Below are 18,735 nucleotides of genomic sequence, written 5' to 3' on the forward strand. Positions count from 1 at the left end.
TAGGCTCCACAAAAACGTCCAATTATATAGAATTTGTTGTTTCGTGCATCATATTTAGTCAAGAAATAAGGTTTAAAACAAATAAATTATCCTTTCTCAATAAATCTTAAAAATTTAGAGCTATGATAAAGTTTATTCAGTTTGCAACTTGAGAAGTGGTGTACAACAGTGCTGGAAAAAGTAGGTCTAGGCGGGAGTTGTTATTGGTGTACAGAAGCTATATTTAGTTCATTGATTGGTGTGAAAAACGTACAGCAGGGTTGGTTGAATAGCTTCGATGATCAGGAATGGTTTTCTGAGGGAGTTTTACTGCAGTTTGATACCCAATTAATTAAGTTAGATGATCTGATTGAAATTCACTTGAAGACCCACAGCGCTACATCAAACCATAGTCGTCGGGGTAAATATCGTAGTGCGGTGTATTGTGAAAGTATTGCACAAATTGAGGCAACAAAATCTATTATAGCTCGTTTACAAGGCGATTTTGGTAAAGCGATAATTACACAACCGCTACTGCTAAACGAACTCAAATTATCTCCTGAGCAATACCAAAATTACTACTACAGTGACCCGAGCAAGCCATTTTGTCAAAATCAAATAACACCCAAGTTACTTAAATTGATAGAGCAATTCAATGACAAAGTCGACCATAAAATCATCAATAAAGCTCTAGATAAGTAAATGTTCTATTTATGAGAATTATAAGATTTAAAATCCCGTAATTATCTATACATACATTCTCATAATCAGAAAGATTAGTGCAAATATTTTTCAGGTTGAATATCAAAACATTATTAGATTTTAATTATGTTAAATTATTCTTTTTGTTGTTTTATTGCAGGGATTGGGCGCGGTTTTTAAAATAGAGTTAGTAAAAACCCAATCAAGGAAATAAACAAGATTGGGTTTTGTTGCTACCCTCACATCGCCTCTTATAAGGGAAGGGCAGCTTATCTTATTTAGTTATTTAACCCTAACCATGATTTTCGTGAAAATGTTCACCATGTTGATGGTGCCAGTGACCATCATGATTGTATTCAACTCGGCCTTGCTCAATTCGCCGTTTGTGACCACAGTCTAATCCATGTCCGTGTTTGTGCTTTTCATGCACTTTTACTTTCGCTTCATGAACTTCACCAGCATGGTTGTGATGGTCATGACCGCTATGATTATAGTCAAAATGGTCTCCATGCCACTCAGCGGCATGACCGCAGTTGTATCCATGTTTATGTTCATGCTTATCATGCGACTTATGTTCATCTGCGATTGCCAAGCCACTCAAACTTAGCGATAGAACTAAAATAATTTCCTTCATAGAGTTTCTCCGATTGTGAGTATCAGATACTAAACTAGAATAAAATTAACATTTTAGCAACCTAATTTGCGTACTGAACTTTGCTAAATTTTATTCACAATAGAATGGCAAATACGTTCTTTAACATATGCATTGTGCAAATCAACAGACGGAGTATGACGTAATTGCTTTGTGAGCAAAGCCACGCCTTTTGATTATGTATTTTAACTCAAAAACAAATTCTTAGAGGGTTCTGGGTATGTTTAAAAGTATGAAGAACAATAAATTAACTACTTCGGCTCAAAACTCTGAAATCAAGCAGTCAAAAAGTTCAGTGGGGTTTGGCACAGCGCCAAGGTTTCAGAAAGGTTTTGTCACAAAAACTGGCTTGCAAGGCAAAATACTTGGCAGCGAGGGAAAAGACAAGCAAAAGGCACACACAAAAAAACATGAAAAAGCCAAATCTAAATTTCGGACTAATAACCAATTCGAATCTACAGTAAATAATATTTATGGATTTATTAAAGAGCATGACCTAGAAAGCCTTATGGCTAAAAGCAATATTGCATACTTAAAAAGAATCTCCGATTCCTCGGATAGATGGCAAGAATATTATAACAAGAACACACATAGTGAAGCGGAAAAGTTGGAAGCCCTAAAACACATTGAACAAGAATTAAGTAAACCTCATCCCGTCATTAATGAAGACGATCGAAAAAAGATAGCGCAAGGAAGTTTGAACCTGTCTAATTATCTTAAGCGGGGTTTACAGCAAGTCGATACAATATGGAAAAGTTTGAAGACTGATAAAGAGAAAGAAGATTATGTCAGACAATCCCTTGATTCTAGAGAATTGGCTTACGGAAGAGTTGTAATGCAAGTAAGCGTCAATCCATCAACGCTCGATCCGGAGATTCGGAGTATTCTCCTAAAACAACATTCAACGTTGCCTGAAACAGCTAAAATGCAAGCCACCTTGGATATGGACCACTTTGCTAGATATATAGTAAATAAAGAAGGGCCGGCAGAAGAAGTTATGAAAAGCTACAGCAGAGAAAACAATATAAAAATACAAGATTTAGCTGTGAATAAAAAACAATACCGCGAGCAACTAGAATTGAATTTTGCATTTTTTGATGAGGTGAAATTTAACAAATTATGGGGTTAAACTAGGGAATATTGTTTATATCTATTTGTCTGAAAAAAATGCACTCGCTAACCAAGTGCATTGGTGTAATCAAATGTTGCTTAGTTTACTCTTAAAATTTCATAAAGCGGGTAAAGACTAGTTTCTGTATCATGGCACTTGTTTGAGTAGCGCTCGCCGTTGTCAGACTTATATACAACTGTCTTTCCGGACTTCATTGCGTAAAACATGATGCCAAGAAATTCGTAAAATTTTGGATGAGTTGGCTTAAGTTCAATTGTTTCATGCCTGTCTGGCCAAATCCAAACAGAACCACTAGATTGCAAACTTATACTGTCAATTTTGTCAGAACAAGTTACTTCTTTCGCTTGTACAAAGCTCGTCATTAATAAAAGAGAAAGTAGGGCTATTTTTTTCATGTTTGATATCCTTATATATTATTTATGAGCACTGAAATAAGTGCACTAATAACATACAAGCTCAGCATGACATTTCAGTATAATATATTTTAAGATACGCTAATTTATTTATGACTCAGTAAATAATTATGAAGTAATATATGAATTTATTTGTATTTTATGGCTTTAGTAATTTAATATCTCGTAATGAAAACGCTTTAAGCAAGCGCTTTGTTATGTGGAAACATTGTTGGTGCCCAAGGATTAGATGATTGTGTTTTTGATAAACAGCGAGGCTGATCCGCTAAACTTAACATGATAGGGAGTAGGTGCCACTATTGTACTTCATACAAATATACACCTTCATTGCGCTTTAACTTTAAATGCTATTCTATCAAACTCATCTGATTTTTAAGCCGATTTGTCAATTTCTACTGTCATATCGCTAAGACGCTTCTTGCTATTGTTTTGAAGCAAGCTGGGAAGGAAGTTGTATATCTTCCAAACGTTCTACGGGAAGAATGCTTATTAAAAACATTTAGTTATATTTATTTTCTTTGAAAGTAGATTAACTCTATAGCCACCTTGATCAAATCATTCCTTTATATATGATCCAATGGAATTTGCATTGACACTAGGCTGAGCTAGATTTATATCGGACTTTATAAACAGAAGGAATAGACACATGTCTTGCTCACAATCCCACAAACATGCTGATCACCATACTCACGGCCCAAACTGTGGACACACCGCAATTCGACATGGCGGTCATGTCGACTATTTAGTTGAAGGGAAGCTGCACCACCCACATGGCGATCATTGCGATGAGCACGTGATTGAAGTTAACGACGCTAACCCAAATGAATGCAATCATGCTGTTTCAGGAAATGGTCATGTTCATGGACCAGGATGCGGCCATGAAGCAATTCAACATGGCGATCATGTTGATTATCTTGTGAATGGTCGCCTTCAACATCAACATGGTGACCACTGTGATGATCACGGACCCGTTGAGTTAGCTTGATCATTTTGAGTCTCGATCACCATTGAGACTCAAAATCAATCTGATGTTATGTAATAGTGGCGTAATGGGAAACGCCCACCTCGTGCAATATGCTTACCACCCACTGACAAACTTCATACGGATCTGAGGACGACTCCATGGTTCAACAAGTTAAGATATATCCGAACGGTAAAAGTAACCCGACACTTGAACATTCTGATTCAAATAAAGCTAATTTAGGCATATGTTTTTCCGGGGGAGGTTCGCGAGCATTAACCTGTGCTTGGGGACAGATGCTAGGCCTAAACACTTTAAACTTGCTTCAAAAAGCACGTTATATTTCATCGGTATCGGGTGGTACGTGGGCTTCGTCAATATATTCCTTCTTGCCACAAAAGTATTCAGATGAGGATTTACTGGGTGAATATGTTGCTCCTGAAAATCTATCTATCAGCGCCCAAACTGGTAAATTTAATATTAATCAGCTCTCAGAACACAGTTTTGGCAAGGTACCTGCCGGAATGGGGCTTGATAACTTGCTAGTAACCGCAGGTGCATTTATCGCGAAAAATAAGACTAAAGACCATCAATGGTTGTGGACTGATATTGTTGGCCAGCATGTATTGTCGGTATTCAATCTTCGGGCGCAAGGGGAGAAAACTTGGACCTCTACCAAGTCATTTTCTTTATCTGAGAGTTATGCACAGCAATCGTTTCCAGAACTCGAGCCCACCGATGAAAACTTTTTTTATTTGCGAGCAGAACGACCATTTATCATTATGAACAATAACATAATGCACCCTGTAGCCTCTGTGGAAGGGAATAAAACCAATATTGTGCAACTACCAAATCAAGCAACGGCTATTTCGGCAGGTGCGAAGGGGCAAACGCCTGATGACGCATTAGTCGGTGGAGGGCAAGTTGAATCCTATGCGTACGCGTCTACCTTGCAACAAGACAGTGCATCGGAATCACCTGTTAAAGTCACAATTTCTGAGCGTTATGCTTTGATGGATATTGTGAGCACTTCAAGCTCATTTTTTGCAAATGCAATAGCGAGTGCTTTTTCTGCTAAGGTAAACGACCCAGTGAGCTTGGCCGAGCTAATTGATAAGGTCATGCCACTACTATCCGATTCAGACCGAAAGAATTTGCTTGGTGAACTCGAAAATAATATTGAAAAAGACGCAGCTACAGATTTGGCAAGGGCCATTTCCAGTAAGTTTAAAGGTTTTATTGCTCAGAATAAGCTCAACGATATTGCTGATTTTATTCCCAGGAATAACTATTGGCCAATTGGGGTGAATAGCCAAAATTACCCAAACACGCTTTACACGGATGGCGGTACATTAGATAACACTGGCATTATTGGCATTCTCTCTCAAACTGATACTGGTGATTCCGAACAAGCACCGCTAAAACTGCTTGTCTTTGACAATACTAGTACACCGCTTGTGAAAAAAGAAAAAGTTATTGCAGGCGGACAAGCGGCACCGCTATTTGGAATTGATTTCGATAGCAAGTCAGGGGAATATCACGCATTCAATGACAGTCAAAAAGATCCAACGCACCCAGCTTTCAAGGCAACAAGCTTATTACAGGTATTTGAGAATAGCGAAAATGGCGCGAGAAATACGCCGTTTTCACAGCTTGTGAGTGGTCTTTATGAGACAAACAAGGGTAACAGCAACACAGCCAATTCTCAGCCTGCATTTCATCAAATGACATTAACTACGGTGGAAAACACACTGGCAAACGTAAGTTCAGGGCGTAAGGTTGAGATCTTATATGTGCAAAACGCGAAAATGCTCGACTGGCAAAACAGCTTACAAGACGAAGCGCTTAAGAGCCAGATTTTGGCAGGGCAAAAAGGCCTAGATACTGTTACGTCTGATTTAGATGACGCCAAACTATTTGCAGAAGCTATGTCCGGCTTGTATTGGGATTCAGATCCTACGTTGGAAAAAAAGGCTTTGGCGTTATTGAAGCAACCAGCAATGCCTTTTGCAAACTTCCCTTACTACAGTACCTTTTTGAAAATAGGTTTAGAGCCAAAAGAGTCGAATGCACTATCGCAAATGTGGGCATGGGCTATCGCCGATAACGCGAGTACGTTACAAAGTGTTTTAGCAGCATTCATCAATGAAGAATTAATTTAATAAGCAGTCTACAAAAATATTTATAGGGTACTTTCATGGCTGAGCGGCTCACTCAGCCATTTATCTTAAAACGGAAACCTCTGTTATTGGCTCAATCACTTCTTTGCTTGTTCCATACATCCGCTTTCTCTGTATGATGCTTTAATATTCATTAGACAATAAAAACTGTTTGATATATTGCGTACTGGCGATAGGTTATAGGAGTAGCAAAGTAGTCGCTGAAGCTATGGATATACAAAATAGGGGCAAAGAAATGAACTATCTGTCACACTTTAAATTGATGGCGCAATATAACCTACGGATGAATACACAGCTCAATGAAGCCACAAGTATGTTGAGCCACGAACAAATAACATCAGATAGGGGAGCATTTTTTGACTCTATCTTAGGCACTCTCAATCATATCTTAATTGGTGATATGATTTGGCTGTTACGATTTGCTCAGCATTCGAAGCGATATCAATCACTAGCTGATTTAAATGACCTACCAGTCCCAACAGATCTTGATGTTATACTTTATAAAGACTTTGAGTTGTATTTACCGGTACGAAACCGCATTGATAATGCAATTCTTTGTTGGATAAACAATGAAGTTGACGAGTCTGATTTCCACGAAACACTGGTATATAGTGATACGAAAGGCCATACCAGTGAGAGGGAGTTTAGTGAATTAGTAGCTCATTTATTCAATCACCAAACCCACCATAGAGGTCAACTTTCAACATTACTTAGCCAACTTGGGATAGACATAGGTATCACAGATTTTTTGATTGATATTCCTGATGCACAATTTAAAAGCGGATCCTGACAACATTTAAATATAGAGACTCTATTTTTTGTCGTTTTGACTAAGTAGAGTACAAAGCTCAAGATACATTTACACAATATTTAGTATGAAATACAAGTACTGATACAGTGTACGCATGGTGAAATGACAACCAAAATGAACCATGCGCACATTTTTCGAGGTAATAGGGCTTTAGTTTATCTTGTCTAACAATCCCCGAATAAGTTCTTATAAACTGACGCGACCAATGGGTTTTGTTCTGCGACGCGTTTAGTGACGTAAAAAGTGATTTGTGTTGCAACTATAGCAAAACAAAGTGCCGTCACTTCTAACACAACAAATGGTGAAAAAACCATAACCAGTGCTGTATTACCCCAGCATAATAGGGTAAATAGCCAAGCAACTAGCATTGTTTTGTCATTAAATTGATTTGTTTTCATGGTAATACCTCAATCTTAGGTTAACTTTGTTGGCGGCTTTTGCCCAACAGTTTATTTTTAATAGTGCGTAGCGCAACTTTTCGCCCTTCAGCAATGCTTACCCCAAGGACAGCCGCGGTACACCAAATTGCAGCTTCAGTAGTGACTGCTGCAAATGTCGTTACGGCTATTTCAATACTTTTAGTTTCTGATATAAAAATTACAATGAACATGGTCACCCAACTAAATGCAACCAATGCCCATGCGGCACCCAACAAACGTGTTTTGTTTTGCAACCTAATCTTGTTTAGCAATGACATGCTTACCCCTTTTTATGTTAAAAATGTGTAGTTTGTACTTATTAGTCGATAGAAAAATGAGTCCATTACATATTTTTTTGATTTTTATTTTCGTTATAAAATTGCAAAAACAATCAAAATTTAAGCAGAAAAAAATAATTCAAAAAAAGTGTAATGATCCGGTATCTGCATCGACTAATAATAAAAATAAACTGGAGGTATAAAGCGTTGACAACACCCACCAAGGACTTAGATAAAGACAGCATTATCTCGCAGTATTGGCCGCAAATAAGCCGAGCTGCAACAGGGTATGAAAATCGCACAGCGCTTTCAGATGAGTTGGCACAAGAGATGGCGCTCTCAATCTGGCGTTCACTCGATGGTTTTAGTGAACAATGTTCACTCAATACATATGTTTATCGAGTAATACACAACACAGCCATTGATCATATCAGGCGTCATAGCCGCATATCAGAAGATCAACTTGATGATACGACGGTATGTGAGCGAGACTCGCCGGAGTCGCATACATTGCAAGCTCAAAGACAACAGCAGCTATTGATTGCAATCCATAAGCTACCACTGAGCTTAAGGCAAGTTATGCTGCTTAAGCTGGAAGATTTAAACAATGTAGAAATTGGCGATGTTTTGGGAATAAGCGATTCGAATGTCGGGATCCGATTACATAGAGCGAAAGAGCAACTAGCAAATTTATTAGCGAGAATGAAATAATGGATAATAAAGAGTTTGAACAATTATCGTCAATTTGGCAGTCAGCAGAGCAAAAAGAATTACCTGAAATGGACACTTTACTTAAACGGCACAAAAGGCAACACCTCGTTTTGAAGGTCAACTTTTGTATTGAGTTGGTGGCTATTCTGGCAGTGAGCGTGTTTTTTGTGGTCTCTTTATTCAAGGGCTTTGATCTAATCAAACAGCTCTGGGTAGGTTTTGCAACCGTATGGGGTATTACCATCTTTGTGTTAATGAACAAAAGCAGGCTAAGTAGCTTAAGACAACTTAGAAGTGAACAGATCAGCACTTCTATCGAAGTACACAGCAAATTAATAAAAAACGAAATATTTAGATGGACATTAAGTGTGAAAGCGACTTGGATATTCGTTGCAGCGCTCATGGTATTTGCTATAGCTAGATGCTATTTTTTGAATTGTACCATTTCAGACTTGCTTAATATTGGCATATCGTTTCTGGTTTTACTTGCATCTATTGTATTCTTTGCTCGCAAAAACAAAAAAGCCAAAGAGGTGTTGTCTGCATTGGAACAGTAGGGCATAGGCTCTTTTAGGCAAATAGCGTCAGCCTCAAAGGTACTGATAGGGGTTAAAATTGGTGCTTCAATGTGCTCAATTTAATTTTTGGTATAAAAATGGGCATGTTTTACCCTCAGAGGTGATTTATTATCAATAGTTTAATAAGCAAATATGCAACTGCACTTATCGCCTTTATTCTGACGATGTTGTTTGGCTGGGCTATATTTTTAGAAGCAAGTTCATTTGCATTAGCTTTAGCTTTAGGAGCAGTGTTTGTATTATTTAGCGCAGAGCATATCTATAATTTTATTACTCGCTCTACAACCCCTCGCGTAGAAGGGCTTTCTAGCCCAAAACTTGCAGGGTTATTGGCAGTATTAACCCCTAGCATTATACTGTTTTTTGTCCAATTTTTTGTAAGGATACTCAATGAATCTGGCAATTCACTTTAAAACCGAAAAGTTTGATGTTACACAAGAGCAGATAAATCCTATTACTCCAATTTATGGTGAATCACTATTAATTTGGTTAAAAAGTAAATTAAACGGACAGTTAGATATCTGCGATCCAGCCGCTGAAGACTGGGGGTGGTATAGTACTCTAACGTTTGAAGACAATCACTATTTGATCGGTGCAAGTGTATTTTATTCACCTGAAGAAGACTCAGCACCGGAACTAGAGTGGGTGCTCCAAATAGATAAACGTCAAAGTTTAAAACAAAGGCTTTTTGGCCAAAATAAAATGTCCCTGACAGATCCATGTTTTATATTTTTTCATGAGCTTATTCGCAGTTGCGACGAGTTTAAAGAAGTGGAAATTTCCTAGTATTCTAGAGATATACACACATCCCGAACTTAGTTTAGAACTGAGTTCGGGCTTTATATCCGACAACCGGCTTAAGCATTCAAAATCACTTCGAACCCACCATAAATCAACCTCTTGCCATCAAATGGCATTGCACCTTCGCACATGGCTTTCATTCGTTCGTCATTATGACACTTTGCCATACCTTCATCTCTGATTTCTTTTGAAGGCCAAAAAACCCAAGAGAAACACACTGTTTCTTCGGCTTCGCACTTTACTGCTAGCGGGAATGATGTCTGTTCGCCATCGGGTACGTCATCTCCCCAACATTCAACCACACTAAGTGCACCATATTCTTTGAATATCTCAGCAGAAAGCTGCGCCATGCGTAGGTATTCACTTTTATTTTGATTAGGCACTGCCAAGACAAATCCATCTACATAAGCCATTTTGATTCCAATTAGTTTTTACCTATAGGTCCACTAATCGTAGTGCAAATCACCTGCTTTGCCACATCATGTATTACCGTTAAAAGGTTTCTGAAATACAGTAAACCGTGACACGAATATTTCTGAGTTGACGCCAATGCGCCATTAACCGCACAAGCAATTGCGCACACAAGTGCATGTTATAAGAGGAAGATATTGAATGTAGATTAGCCGTTTGAGCAATCACGATAAATATAAGTAGCGAGAATGGGTGAGCAGTAGTAGGCGTCGGACTTTACTTTTTTCCGACGGCCTTATTTTTTTACGTAACTTAAGCTGTATATCTATAGCAAAAATGAACCAAGTTTAATAACTTGTATGATTGCAACAAACGACCCACACATGACGAGCAGGTTTGCTTTTTTTTCAATTTTCTTCGCATTTTCCGCATCTTTATCGGCCATATTTGCCTTCAAAACTTTGCCTTGAAATGCCATGCCTACTGAAACCAAAAGTAAAACTAAAGTTATGATTAAATCTGTCATCGATTCAGGTGACACTGAAAAATCCTCTTAATAGCTTAGAGCTTATTTGCAATGATGAGCGAGCCATCTTATTTGGCTCACTCGAGAGAGTGGGGATCCTATAGCAAACTCCTCTGTAAATAAAGGAGCTAATAAAAATCCTAGCAAGTACACTTAACTACTCACTGCGTCTGAGACAGATCATCAAACATTCAAAGGGCTAATACACCTAACCGCCATTAGCCCTTAGTTTACTTACATATTTTTAGCCTTACTTTTAGATTTGCTTTGAGCATTTTCAGTTGTTATCTCTTGGCAATATGTTTGGACACTTTGGACATTGCCAAACCACCCCTGTGGGTTGTACTTTGCTTTAACCTGTTTTAAGCGCGGTAGATTATCTCCGAAGTACAACATTAGTGCATGCTCTAAACTTTCCGGGCCGTTTTTAATTGAACCCAAATCCACATCAGGATAATTGTAATAACAACCATCCACACGGTCTGAGAACCTAGGATCTGGTACACCACCAGAAACGGCATATATCGTCTTATACATGTCGTTTAGCCAATTCACGTGTGCATCAGCTTGCGCTGTGTTATCCAAACCTGGGGGCATTTTGTTATCCCAGTAGGTTTGATATTGCAGCTTCATAATAGAAGAGCGTTGAACAATTGCGGTGTCTTTTGGCTCTACGGTGTTTATTTTTCCGCCATAGCTGTCGATCTGTATTAAAGAGCGAGCCATATCTGCCCGTGTAGCATGATCGCCATCTTGATAAGAGATAGGTTTTCTTAAAAATGCGTAGGCACTATTGATCATGTGTTCAGTCCAATATTTGGTTAGATATGCTGATTTGTATTTACCAAAACTATTAGGACCAGAGGGACTAACTTGCTGTGTACCATTGAGATAGGTGTAATCTCTTAAAGTATAATCAATAAAGTTGTCTTTTAAGTTGTTTGCATAGCTATTTAACCCTCTCGAGCTTGGAATGTGAGGGTGGCCAAATAGAGTAAAATCACCTTTTGATAATAGCTTTATTTGATTCGCTTTTTTGAGGATCGCACTAAACTTATTGCGCTCCTTTAATTCAAATGCAGCCCAATCGCCATGATACTCTGGAATATAGTAAACAAAAGCAGTGATTGAAATGTTTTTTGCGTCTTTATGATTGAGAAGCATATTAGCCCAAACATGCCAAGTTTGTGGGTCTTGGTCACAAAAAGACTTTTCAAATAAGCGAATAATTTGTGTGAACTGTTCTTGAGACAAATAGTCGCCGTTTTCGTCCTGCCAATCCCATGAAAAGTTTATTGTGTACATTCTCTCTGGTGAAGGCGGTGCATCTTTAAATATCAATTTTGTGATAATGCCAAATTGTCCACCACCACCGCCTTTAACTCCCCAAAATAAGTCACAGTGCTGATCTTGGTCACAATAAAGTTCTTCGGCATCACCGCTCGAGTTTTGCACAACGATGTAAACGCCAACCAAGTAATCCATCGCAAGACCATACATTCGAGACAATAAACCGTAACCACCACCCGTAACATGGCCTCCCAAGCCAACAGAGTAACAGCTTCCGGCGGGTAGGGTACGCTTATACATATTGTTTAGTACGCGATACATTTCCCAATTACTGAGGCCAATTTCCATTTCAATAGTATCGGACTTTTTAGAGTATTCGAAACCGTTTAAACTCCCTACATCTATAATCGCTTTGGTTTCACCGTTATATACGAAACTTTCATAACAGTGACGGCCGCAAGTTATTTGAACTTCATGTGGCTCAATGTCTTTAGCATCAATAATATCTTGAAAAGCCAACACGACTTCCGCACGACTTGTTGGTCTATAAACCTTCAAATCTGCATTATTTGCAAACCAACGACGGTTAAAACCTTGTCGATCACTAAGAGTTGGTTGAGCCATTCGATCATTTTTATTCATAACGTCTCCTTCACGAGTTTAATGATTTATTTGTTTATAAACCATACAGAACTCTAGAATAGGTAGAGGAGGGTTGAAGTCCATTACACAGATATTACGCCGTTACTTGCCTCCATTTATCTGAACCTTACCGACGTAAAAGAACAGCTAGAAATATATTTATCGAAGCAAACCTAGGGATCTAGCATTGAAGCTTTAAAACACCAAAGAACTTGCGAGCGTTAAGCTGCTTTACAGCGACTCATGATATATAGGTTGATCTTTACCTTTATTGAATACAATATACAAGTTAGCATTTCAAAGTTCACTTATTTAAGTGGGCAAAAAATAACTGGAATAGGAGAAATTCCAAATGAAACTATATAGATTCGTTACCGGGCCTGATGATGAAGTATTTTGTATGCGCGTATCAAAATCACTTAACGATGGCTGGCAGTTGCACGGTAGTCCGACCATAACATTCAACGGAAAAACCCCTATAGCGGGTCAGGCTTTAATCAAAGATGTGCCTGATGAAGAATTTCATGATGGGATCAATTTAAGGTCATACTGAAACGATGCTTCATCCTGATGCATCTTTGCTGCCACACGGTTTACGGTTGTTTGTAAAGGTTATGGGGCTGGATGATGCCGTAAACGCCTCAAGTGAAGAGCAGGGTAACTTGTTTTTTATTCCCGACAAGCCAACGCCTAATCACGAATTTTGTAAGCGGTTTAGCGTTGATATGGCAAGGGCATTGTATAACCATGCTGGCAGCACTTATCAAATACCAAAGCTAGACAAAATCATGATTCAGCTGCGGAACATTAAATTAAGAGAGGATTTTAAGCAGGGCGCTTCTGTCCAAGATTTGGTTCGCCGCTATAAGTTGACCAGACAAATGATCAACATAATAGTGACCTCCGAAGTCAATGGCGCACCGCTTTTAGTAGGCGATGCGCACAAGCAAATGGAGTTGAAGTTGTAATTTTTTTAAATGTGTTGATCAGCCTTCGTTGTTAGGTGTGGGGGCTGGTTTATTTGATTCTTGAATATGGCGTATCAGATTTGATTTTTGAGAAAGTAAAATGTTCGAAAACAGACTCCCGCCCTAACTCATTTTTGGTCATAAACGTTTTAGTTCGTCGTCTATATTAGGTGAATTTCGCATAAAAGTTTCTATGGGCTAACGCCGCAGTAAGGTGTGATCGAAGCGAAAGCGCCAAGCGTTGCGAATCACTCTTCAATGCCTTTTTATGTGTGTTCTTCTGGGTGACTAATTAGCAGCTCTAATGATCGAACAGATTCAAATAGCTCAATAAACATATCTACATCAAAAACCAGTTTATTCTGAGCTCTTAGCGTGCCACCAACAAACAGCAAATATCTTGATTTTTCTATTTCTGTTAGTAGCTTGACTTCATCATAACTCAACATATCGTAGTAAGCTTTTAGTTCATTCAAGACATTTTCAAGAGGGGTAATGGTAGACAAAATAAGTTCATCCAACCTAGTCTCAGGTTTGAATCCATAAGTATAGAACACCGCATGAAAGCCTTTTATAGGCTTATTCAAAATTTCAAAGTCAAAGCACCGCCTGAGTTCTTCTGATGACATCGTGGAAACTTTTGGTATAGGACGGTATTGTTCATTTGGGTACAGGACCGAGTTAAGGATAGAAACATCTATTGTCGTAATAACTTGATTTAAAAATGGATAAACAATTTTCTTAGCTTTTCGCCACTTTTCAATTTTGGGAATAAACACAGAAACGATATAGATAATCCAACCCGCAATATATGACATCGAAATATTAACGATCAAATCAGACCATTGTTGCCCTCTAGGCACCACCTCTTTCATGTCATATGCAATGAATTGGAACCAAGCTATCAAAACAAGGCTGAATGTAAGCCCTAACAACAACCACTTGTCCTCATTATCTTTAAGCAGTTGTTGCTTGAAAAAATTGTTCATAGCTCCCTCAATTCCATACAAAATAGTGACCATTTATACAAAACACATGACGCCCGCTTAACCGGTGAGTGCTACTGGAGCGCTCTTTGCCCGAAGGGAATAGCAAAAAGCGCCACAGTTGTACGAATCCGTGTTGATGCGTTTGTTAACTGGCTTGTATTAGTAATCGTAGTTTAAAGAGTCAGAATTCATCACTTTTTCGATGCCCGATTCCAACAGACCTTTTTTCAATGCTTGATGTATTAGTAAAAAGCTTGGTATTTCAAGTAAATACTTACCCTTAACTTTAGTTTTTGCACACTTTTTTAACAACTGTTCTCGTGATTGATTAAATGGAAAACTGTGAGAACGATTATATTTCCAACTAACACGCAGTAACTGCTCTCTGAGTTGAACTGCACGATAGATAACAGACAATAACCACCCATCTAGTTCTGTCAGCTGTTTGGTATCATTAACAAGAGGATAGAAACTCATTACGCCCTTGAAATAGATTCGTTTAGTACGACCTGACAAATAGTCTTTGAGTTGCTTTTTGCTCAAACCACCGTACATGTAACGCGCGTTTCGATTTTGGATAAAATTACATTTGTTTTTAGACATCCCGAAGTGAGTTGAAACCTTTCCTCAGTTACCTTTCATATCTGCATTAATTCTTTCATGTTTGCATTGATTTTAGTAAACAGTTAAGTAGAGTTGTATTGTGAAGCAATACAAGGATATAACGTTGATGAACTCTCTGATTAAAAAATCCAATGACATAATACAGACTGTGCAAACAGATGGCTCAACTGTGGTCCAAATTGCTGGAAATAATTCAGGTGATATTGTCATTAATGACCCGATAGCAGTGAAAGCATTCGACGCTTTAAAAGCTGAATTAGATAAAAAGCACATTGAAATTTCTGAATACAAGCAGCAGCTTCAAACCTATCTAGACATCATATCTAATTTAAGCCAAAGCAAACAGAATAATGAATTACCCGCCGAGGATGTTGATACTGCATTACAAGCAATCATACGTAGTGGCGATGTCGATAAAGCAAAAGCGCTACTTTCAAAGCTGATTGACGATAACGAAGACATCATTCTCAAACAGGCCGAGTATTATTATCATCGCGGTTCGTTAACGTATCTTTATGAGTCTAAACAAACACTAAAGGATTTTGTCAGGGCAACGCAATTAAACCCTGAGCATATAAGTGCCAGGAATCGGGCAGGCCATATTTATAAGCGCATTGGTGAATTAGGCAGCGCATTGCAAGCTTATCAACATGTTTTAAACTTGGCTGAAAAGACAGGTGATAATGAAAGTAAATCTGTATCGTATTGTAATATGGGGAATGTTTACCAAATAAAAGGCGAACTTGATAAGGCGCTTGAATATTACCAAAAGAGCCTTGAAATCAATGAATCCTTCGGTCGTAAAGAAGGTATGGCCAATGAGTATGGTAATATGGGGGTTGTTTACCGAATCCAAGGCGAGCTAGATATGGCGCTTGAATATTACCAAAAGAGTCTTGAATTAAATGAATCCTTCGGTCGTAAAGAAGGTATGGCTAACCAGTATTGCAATATGGGGACAGTTTACCAAACACAAGGCGATCTAGATAAGGCGCTTGAATATTACCAAAAGAGCCTTGAAATCAATGAATCCCTAGGTCGTAAAGAAGGTATGGCTAACCAGTATGGTAATATGGGGACAGTTTACCAAACACAAGGCGATCTAGATAAGGCGCTTGAATATTACCAAATGAGCCTTGAAATCGATGAACCTTTGGGTCATAAAGAAGGCATGGCGTGCCAGTATGGGAATATGGGGGTTGTTTACAAAACACAAGGTGAACTTGATAAGGCGTTTGAGTATTACCAAAAGAGCCTTGAAGTCAATGAATCTCTAGGAAGCAAAGAAGGCATGGCGCGCCAGTATGGCAATATGGGTAATGTTTACCAAATACAAGGCGAATTGGATAAGGCGCTTGAGTATTATCAAAAGAGCCTTGAAGTCTATGAACCTCTAGGAAGCAAAGAAGGCATGGCGCGCCAGTATGGTAATATGGGGAACGTTTACCTAGAAAAAGGCGAATTGGATAAGGCGCTTGAGTATTACCAAAAAAGCCTTGAAATCAATGAATCTTTTGGCAGCAAAGAAGGCATGGCAAATCAGTATGCCAATATGGGCATATTATCTGAACTACAGGACGACCTCAATCAAGCAAAAGCGCATTGGGAAAAGGCCTTGGCATTATTCGAGCAAGTGGGCGCACAACCTCAAATTGAGCAAGTGTCTATCTGGCTTGCAGAACTAGAGAATACAAAGGAGTAAGAGCTATGATTGAGTGGTTTACCTCACTTGGTACTGGTGAGCAAATTGGTGCATCGACGCTGTTGGTGAGCATTGTCGGGGTACTTGTTGCTATATTCAAAAAGTCAGGGCGCTGTGAGCCGCTAAAATCCGTTAACCAGAGCATATCGGGTAACAATATTAAAAACGCCGTACAAATAGGCGGAGATAACAAAGGTGAGCTGCCGAAAAAGTAGCAGCTACCATTTTATGTTAAATCAAACTGTTTTTACTTTATCCTGGCTCAACAATTTATCCGTTCCGTACTGAACGATATTATTACCACTTGGTTTGAAGTTTTGATAATCCGCTATTGGAATACATCCGCTGTAAAACCAGGAAACAGAGCAAAGCACACAGGTTTAAAGTTATGTTAAATAGGCTTTTTTAGGTAGATGACAAAAGCAGTAGAGTAATTTTTATGGTAAAAATTACTAGTAGATTAACCTTGAGTGTTGGTCAGTGCCAGTATATATTTAATACAATGTTGGAGTCTGGTTGGTGATCTGTTTAGTGTTGTTGTGTCAAATTCTATTTCCATAAAAGCCTGAGCTGATAGGGAGCCTAACTTTATTTTTTATCAATGCTTCTTGCTCTTATGGCAACAGCGATTCAATATCTTTGATATGAAAATTAAAAACTATGGCAAATCTGGCTATTGAAATTAACTGTGAACAATAACTTACTACACGGTAATACTGTGTAATAGTTATTTAGGTGTTCCTATCTAAACTTTCTATTGAGGTTTGAGCTAGCGCTGTAACTGCTGGCATATATTAAACAAGAAAAGGAAAGTATCATGGCCGATTTCTCTACTTACGGATATATAAAAAACTCCACAAGTTCAACGATCAAAATTACCAATTTTCACGCGACGCATGGAAGCTGGTCAAAACAACCTACGCCAACAACAATCAAACCCGGTGACGTATGTTCGTTTGCACAAAAAGATCCAACTGGCGCAGCTGTAACGCGCGTTTCGAGTTTGGATAAAAATACATTTGTTTTTAGACATCCCAAAGTGAGTTAAACCTTCTCCCGTTTACCATTTCATTTCTGCATTAAATCTTTCATGTTTACATTGATTTTAGTATCCAGTTGAGTAGAGTTGTATTGTGAAGCAATACAAGGATATAACGTTGATAGCATCTCTATTCAAAAAATTAAGCGGCGTATTCCAAACAGCACGCGCTGATAACTCAACTGTGGTTCAAATTACCGGAGATAATTCGGGCAATATTGTCATCAATGACCCGATAGCAGTGAAAGCATTCGAAGCTTTAAAAGCTGAATTAGATAAAAAGCAAATCGAGATTTCTGAGTACAAGCAGCAGCTTCAAACCTATCTAGACATCATCTCTAATTTAAGTCAAAGCAAACAAAACAACGAATTGCCCGCCAAGGATGTTGATGCTGCATTGCAAGCAATCATAGATAGTGGCGATGTTGATGAAGCACGAGCGCTACTCTCACAACTGATTGATGATAACGAAGACATCATTCTAAAGCAGGCCGAGTATTATTATCAGCGCGGTTCGTTAACTTATTTTCATGAGTCTAAGCAGACACTAGATGATTTTGTCAGGGCAACACAATTAAACCCTGAGCATATAAATGCTTGGACTATGGCTGGCCTTATTTATAAGCGAACTGGTGAATTAGACAGTGCATTACAAGCTTATCAACATGTTTTAAGCTTGGCTGAAAAGGCCGATAATGATGAAGGTAAATCTGTATCGTATGGCAATATAGGGAATGTTTATCGCATAAAAGGCGAGCTGGATAAGGCACTTCAATATTATCAAAAGAGCCTTGAAATCAATGAATCTCTAGGTCATAAAGAAGGTATGGCTGGTGTGTATGGCAACATGGGGAATGTTTATCAGATAAAAGGCGAGCTGGATAAGGCACTTGAATATTACCAAAAGAGCCTTGAAATCAATGAATC

23 protein-coding genes are annotated in these 18,735 nt (G+C 38.5%); 14 read left to right on the forward strand and 9 right to left on the reverse strand.

All coding sequences use genetic code 11. The features are described from left to right. Positions 1–168: 168 nt before the first annotated feature. On the forward strand, positions 169–681 hold the full coding sequence (locus N483_RS08070; RefSeq protein WP_023398778.1) for a peptide-methionine (S)-S-oxide reductase: 513 nt from the start codon (positions 169–171) through the stop codon (positions 679–681). Between the two features lie 292 nt (positions 682–973). Here the strand turns inward: N483_RS08070 and N483_RS08075 are convergent, their stop codons facing one another. Then, a complete protein-coding gene (locus N483_RS08075; RefSeq protein WP_023398777.1) occupies positions 974–1,315 on the reverse strand; it encodes a hypothetical protein in 342 nt (113 codons plus the stop codon). 238 nt (positions 1,316–1,553) lie between these two features. Here N483_RS08075 and N483_RS08080 point away from each other — a divergent pair, with 238 nt between their 5' ends. Then, entirely contained in the window at positions 1,554–2,462 is a 909-nt protein-coding gene (locus N483_RS08080) for a hypothetical protein (RefSeq protein ID WP_023398776.1), read from the forward strand. A gap of 80 nt (positions 2,463–2,542) precedes the next feature. Here N483_RS08080 and N483_RS08085 read toward each other — a convergent pair whose 3' ends face one another. Continuing rightward, a complete protein-coding gene (locus tag N483_RS08085) occupies positions 2,543–2,860 on the reverse strand; it encodes a hypothetical protein (protein ID WP_023398775.1) in 318 nt (105 codons plus the stop codon). A 664-nt stretch (positions 2,861–3,524) separates the two neighbouring features. On the opposite strand from N483_RS08085, the gene N483_RS08090 reads away from it, so the two are divergent. The 3 genes from N483_RS08090 to N483_RS08100 all read left to right on the forward strand — a co-directional run bounded on the left by N483_RS08090 (position 3,525) and on the right by N483_RS08100 (position 6,809). Continuing rightward, the gene (locus tag N483_RS08090; protein WP_023398774.1) at positions 3,525–3,863 is read left to right on the forward strand and encodes a hypothetical protein; all 339 of its coding nucleotides are present in this window, start codon (positions 3,525–3,527) and stop codon (positions 3,861–3,863) included. Between the two features lie 137 nt (positions 3,864–4,000). Next, positions 4,001–6,001 carry a hypothetical protein gene (locus N483_RS08095; RefSeq protein ID WP_023398773.1) on the forward strand — a complete coding sequence of 667 codons (2,001 nt, stop codon included), beginning with the start codon at positions 4,001–4,003 and terminating at the stop codon, positions 5,999–6,001. Positions 6,002–6,254: 253 nt separating this feature from the next. Further along, on the forward strand, positions 6,255–6,809 hold the full coding sequence (locus tag N483_RS08100; RefSeq protein ID WP_023398772.1) for a DinB family protein: 555 nt from the start codon (positions 6,255–6,257) through the stop codon (positions 6,807–6,809). A gap of 185 nt (positions 6,810–6,994) precedes the next feature. On the opposite strand, the gene N483_RS08105 is transcribed toward N483_RS08100, so the two are convergent. Then, positions 6,995–7,228, reverse strand: coding sequence for a hypothetical protein (locus tag N483_RS08105; protein ID WP_023398771.1), 234 nt, complete (start codon positions 7,226–7,228; stop codon positions 6,995–6,997). 20 nt (positions 7,229–7,248) lie between these two features. Beyond that, positions 7,249–7,527, reverse strand: coding sequence for a hypothetical protein (locus tag N483_RS08110; RefSeq protein WP_023398770.1), 279 nt, complete (start codon positions 7,525–7,527; stop codon positions 7,249–7,251). A 207-nt stretch (positions 7,528–7,734) separates the two neighbouring features. Here N483_RS08110 and N483_RS08115 point away from each other — a divergent pair, with 207 nt between their 5' ends. The 3 genes from N483_RS08115 (at position 7,735) to N483_RS08130 (ending at position 9,602) form a co-directional block, all read left to right on the forward strand. Further along, positions 7,735–8,238: an RNA polymerase sigma factor gene (locus N483_RS08115; protein WP_023398769.1), complete on the forward strand. Its 504-nt coding sequence runs from the start codon at positions 7,735–7,737 to the stop codon at positions 8,236–8,238. Further along, entirely contained in the window at positions 8,238–8,795 is a 558-nt protein-coding gene (locus N483_RS08120; protein ID WP_023398768.1) for a hypothetical protein, read from the forward strand. Before N483_RS08115 ends, N483_RS08120 begins: the two co-directional genes overlap by 1 nt. Before the next feature lie 411 nt (positions 8,796–9,206). Next, positions 9,207–9,602, forward strand: a complete 396-nt coding sequence (locus N483_RS08130) for a hypothetical protein (RefSeq protein WP_023398766.1) — start codon at positions 9,207–9,209, stop codon at positions 9,600–9,602. A gap of 71 nt (positions 9,603–9,673) precedes the next feature. Here the strand turns inward: N483_RS08130 and N483_RS08135 are convergent, their stop codons facing one another. The 3 genes from N483_RS08135 to N483_RS08145 form a co-directional block, all read right to left on the reverse strand. Continuing rightward, positions 9,674–10,030, reverse strand: a complete 357-nt coding sequence (locus N483_RS08135; protein ID WP_023398765.1) for a DUF1428 domain-containing protein — start codon at positions 10,028–10,030, stop codon at positions 9,674–9,676. A 323-nt stretch (positions 10,031–10,353) separates the two neighbouring features. Beyond that, positions 10,354–10,569 carry a hypothetical protein gene (locus tag N483_RS08140; protein WP_023398764.1) on the reverse strand — a complete coding sequence of 72 codons (216 nt, stop codon included), beginning with the start codon at positions 10,567–10,569 and terminating at the stop codon, positions 10,354–10,356. 219 nt (positions 10,570–10,788) lie between these two features. Continuing rightward, positions 10,789–12,486, reverse strand: coding sequence for a BBE domain-containing protein (locus tag N483_RS08145; protein WP_023398763.1), 1,698 nt, complete (start codon positions 12,484–12,486; stop codon positions 10,789–10,791). Positions 12,487–12,838: 352 nt separating this feature from the next. Here N483_RS08145 and N483_RS08150 point away from each other — a divergent pair, with 352 nt between their 5' ends. Beyond that, positions 12,839–13,039, forward strand: a complete 201-nt coding sequence (locus tag N483_RS08150; protein WP_023398762.1) for a DUF1737 domain-containing protein — start codon at positions 12,839–12,841, stop codon at positions 13,037–13,039. Between the two features lie 4 nt (positions 13,040–13,043). Continuing rightward, positions 13,044–13,454, forward strand: coding sequence for a Mor transcription activator family protein (locus N483_RS08155; RefSeq protein ID WP_023398761.1), 411 nt, complete (start codon positions 13,044–13,046; stop codon positions 13,452–13,454). Positions 13,455–13,720: 266 nt separating this feature from the next. Here N483_RS08155 and N483_RS08160 read toward each other — a convergent pair whose 3' ends face one another. Both N483_RS08160 and N483_RS08165 read right to left on the reverse strand, forming a co-directional pair. Then, positions 13,721–14,443 carry a hypothetical protein gene (locus N483_RS08160; RefSeq protein ID WP_023398760.1) on the reverse strand — a complete coding sequence of 241 codons (723 nt, stop codon included), beginning with the start codon at positions 14,441–14,443 and terminating at the stop codon, positions 13,721–13,723. Between the two features lie 159 nt (positions 14,444–14,602). Continuing rightward, positions 14,603–14,998, reverse strand: coding sequence for a hypothetical protein (locus tag N483_RS08165; protein ID WP_023398759.1), 396 nt, complete (start codon positions 14,996–14,998; stop codon positions 14,603–14,605). A gap of 175 nt (positions 14,999–15,173) precedes the next feature. Between N483_RS08165 and N483_RS08170 the strand changes: the two genes are divergently transcribed. The 4 genes from N483_RS08170 to N483_RS08185 form a co-directional block, all read left to right on the forward strand. Beyond that, positions 15,174–16,769 (forward strand): tetratricopeptide repeat protein, encoded by a 1,596-nt coding sequence (locus N483_RS08170; RefSeq protein ID WP_063383331.1) that lies wholly within the window; start codon positions 15,174–15,176, stop codon positions 16,767–16,769. Between the two features lie 5 nt (positions 16,770–16,774). Next, positions 16,775–16,984, forward strand: a complete 210-nt coding sequence (locus N483_RS08175; protein WP_023397605.1) for a hypothetical protein — start codon at positions 16,775–16,777, stop codon at positions 16,982–16,984. Positions 16,985–17,586: 602 nt separating this feature from the next. Next, positions 17,587–17,817 (forward strand): hypothetical protein, encoded by a 231-nt coding sequence (locus N483_RS08180; RefSeq protein WP_023397604.1) that lies wholly within the window; start codon positions 17,587–17,589, stop codon positions 17,815–17,817. Positions 17,818–17,926: 109 nt separating this feature from the next. Continuing rightward, the coding region (locus tag N483_RS08185; protein ID WP_155735406.1) for a tetratricopeptide repeat protein at positions 17,927–18,735 on the forward strand (809 nt) is incomplete at its 3' end.

The sequence above is a fragment of the Pseudoalteromonas luteoviolacea NCIMB 1944 genome, from assembly GCF_001625565.1.
GTDB classification, from domain to species: Bacteria; Pseudomonadota; Gammaproteobacteria; order Enterobacterales; family Alteromonadaceae; genus Pseudoalteromonas; species Pseudoalteromonas luteoviolacea_F.

Excerpts from the sequence above, each read along its gene's own strand:
- N483_RS08075 (WP_023398777.1), bottom strand. The coding sequence starts at position 1,315 with ATGAAGGAAATTATTTTAGTTCTATCGCTAAGTTTGAGTGGCTTGGCA.
- N483_RS08080 (WP_023398776.1), top strand. The coding sequence starts at position 1,554 with ATGTTTAAAAGTATGAAGAACAATAAATTAACTACTTCGGCTCAAAAC.
- N483_RS08085 (WP_023398775.1), bottom strand. The coding sequence starts at position 2,860 with ATGAAAAAAATAGCCCTACTTTCTCTTTTATTAATGACGAGCTTTGTA.
- N483_RS08090 (WP_023398774.1), top strand. The coding sequence starts at position 3,525 with ATGTCTTGCTCACAATCCCACAAACATGCTGATCACCATACTCACGGC.
- N483_RS08095 (WP_023398773.1), top strand. The coding sequence starts at position 4,001 with ATGGTTCAACAAGTTAAGATATATCCGAACGGTAAAAGTAACCCGACA.
- N483_RS08100 (WP_023398772.1), top strand. The coding sequence starts at position 6,255 with ATGAACTATCTGTCACACTTTAAATTGATGGCGCAATATAACCTACGG.
- N483_RS08105 (WP_023398771.1), bottom strand. The coding sequence starts at position 7,228 with ATGAAAACAAATCAATTTAATGACAAAACAATGCTAGTTGCTTGGCTA.
- N483_RS08110 (WP_023398770.1), bottom strand. The coding sequence starts at position 7,527 with ATGTCATTGCTAAACAAGATTAGGTTGCAAAACAAAACACGTTTGTTG.
- N483_RS08120 (WP_023398768.1), top strand. The coding sequence starts at position 8,238 with ATGGATAATAAAGAGTTTGAACAATTATCGTCAATTTGGCAGTCAGCA.
- N483_RS08130 (WP_023398766.1), top strand. The coding sequence starts at position 9,207 with ATGAATCTGGCAATTCACTTTAAAACCGAAAAGTTTGATGTTACACAA.
- N483_RS08135 (WP_023398765.1), bottom strand. The coding sequence starts at position 10,030 with ATGGCTTATGTAGATGGATTTGTCTTGGCAGTGCCTAATCAAAATAAA.
- N483_RS08145 (WP_023398763.1), bottom strand. The coding sequence starts at position 12,486 with ATGAATAAAAATGATCGAATGGCTCAACCAACTCTTAGTGATCGACAA.
- N483_RS08150 (WP_023398762.1), top strand. The coding sequence starts at position 12,839 with ATGAAACTATATAGATTCGTTACCGGGCCTGATGATGAAGTATTTTGT.
- N483_RS08155 (WP_023398761.1), top strand. The coding sequence starts at position 13,044 with ATGCTTCATCCTGATGCATCTTTGCTGCCACACGGTTTACGGTTGTTT.
- N483_RS08160 (WP_023398760.1), bottom strand. The coding sequence starts at position 14,443 with ATGAACAATTTTTTCAAGCAACAACTGCTTAAAGATAATGAGGACAAG.
- N483_RS08165 (WP_023398759.1), bottom strand. The coding sequence starts at position 14,998 with ATGTACGGTGGTTTGAGCAAAAAGCAACTCAAAGACTATTTGTCAGGT.
- N483_RS08170 (WP_063383331.1), top strand. The coding sequence starts at position 15,174 with ATGAACTCTCTGATTAAAAAATCCAATGACATAATACAGACTGTGCAA.
- N483_RS08175 (WP_023397605.1), top strand. The coding sequence starts at position 16,775 with ATGATTGAGTGGTTTACCTCACTTGGTACTGGTGAGCAAATTGGTGCA.
- N483_RS08180 (WP_023397604.1), top strand. The coding sequence starts at position 17,587 with ATGGCCGATTTCTCTACTTACGGATATATAAAAAACTCCACAAGTTCA.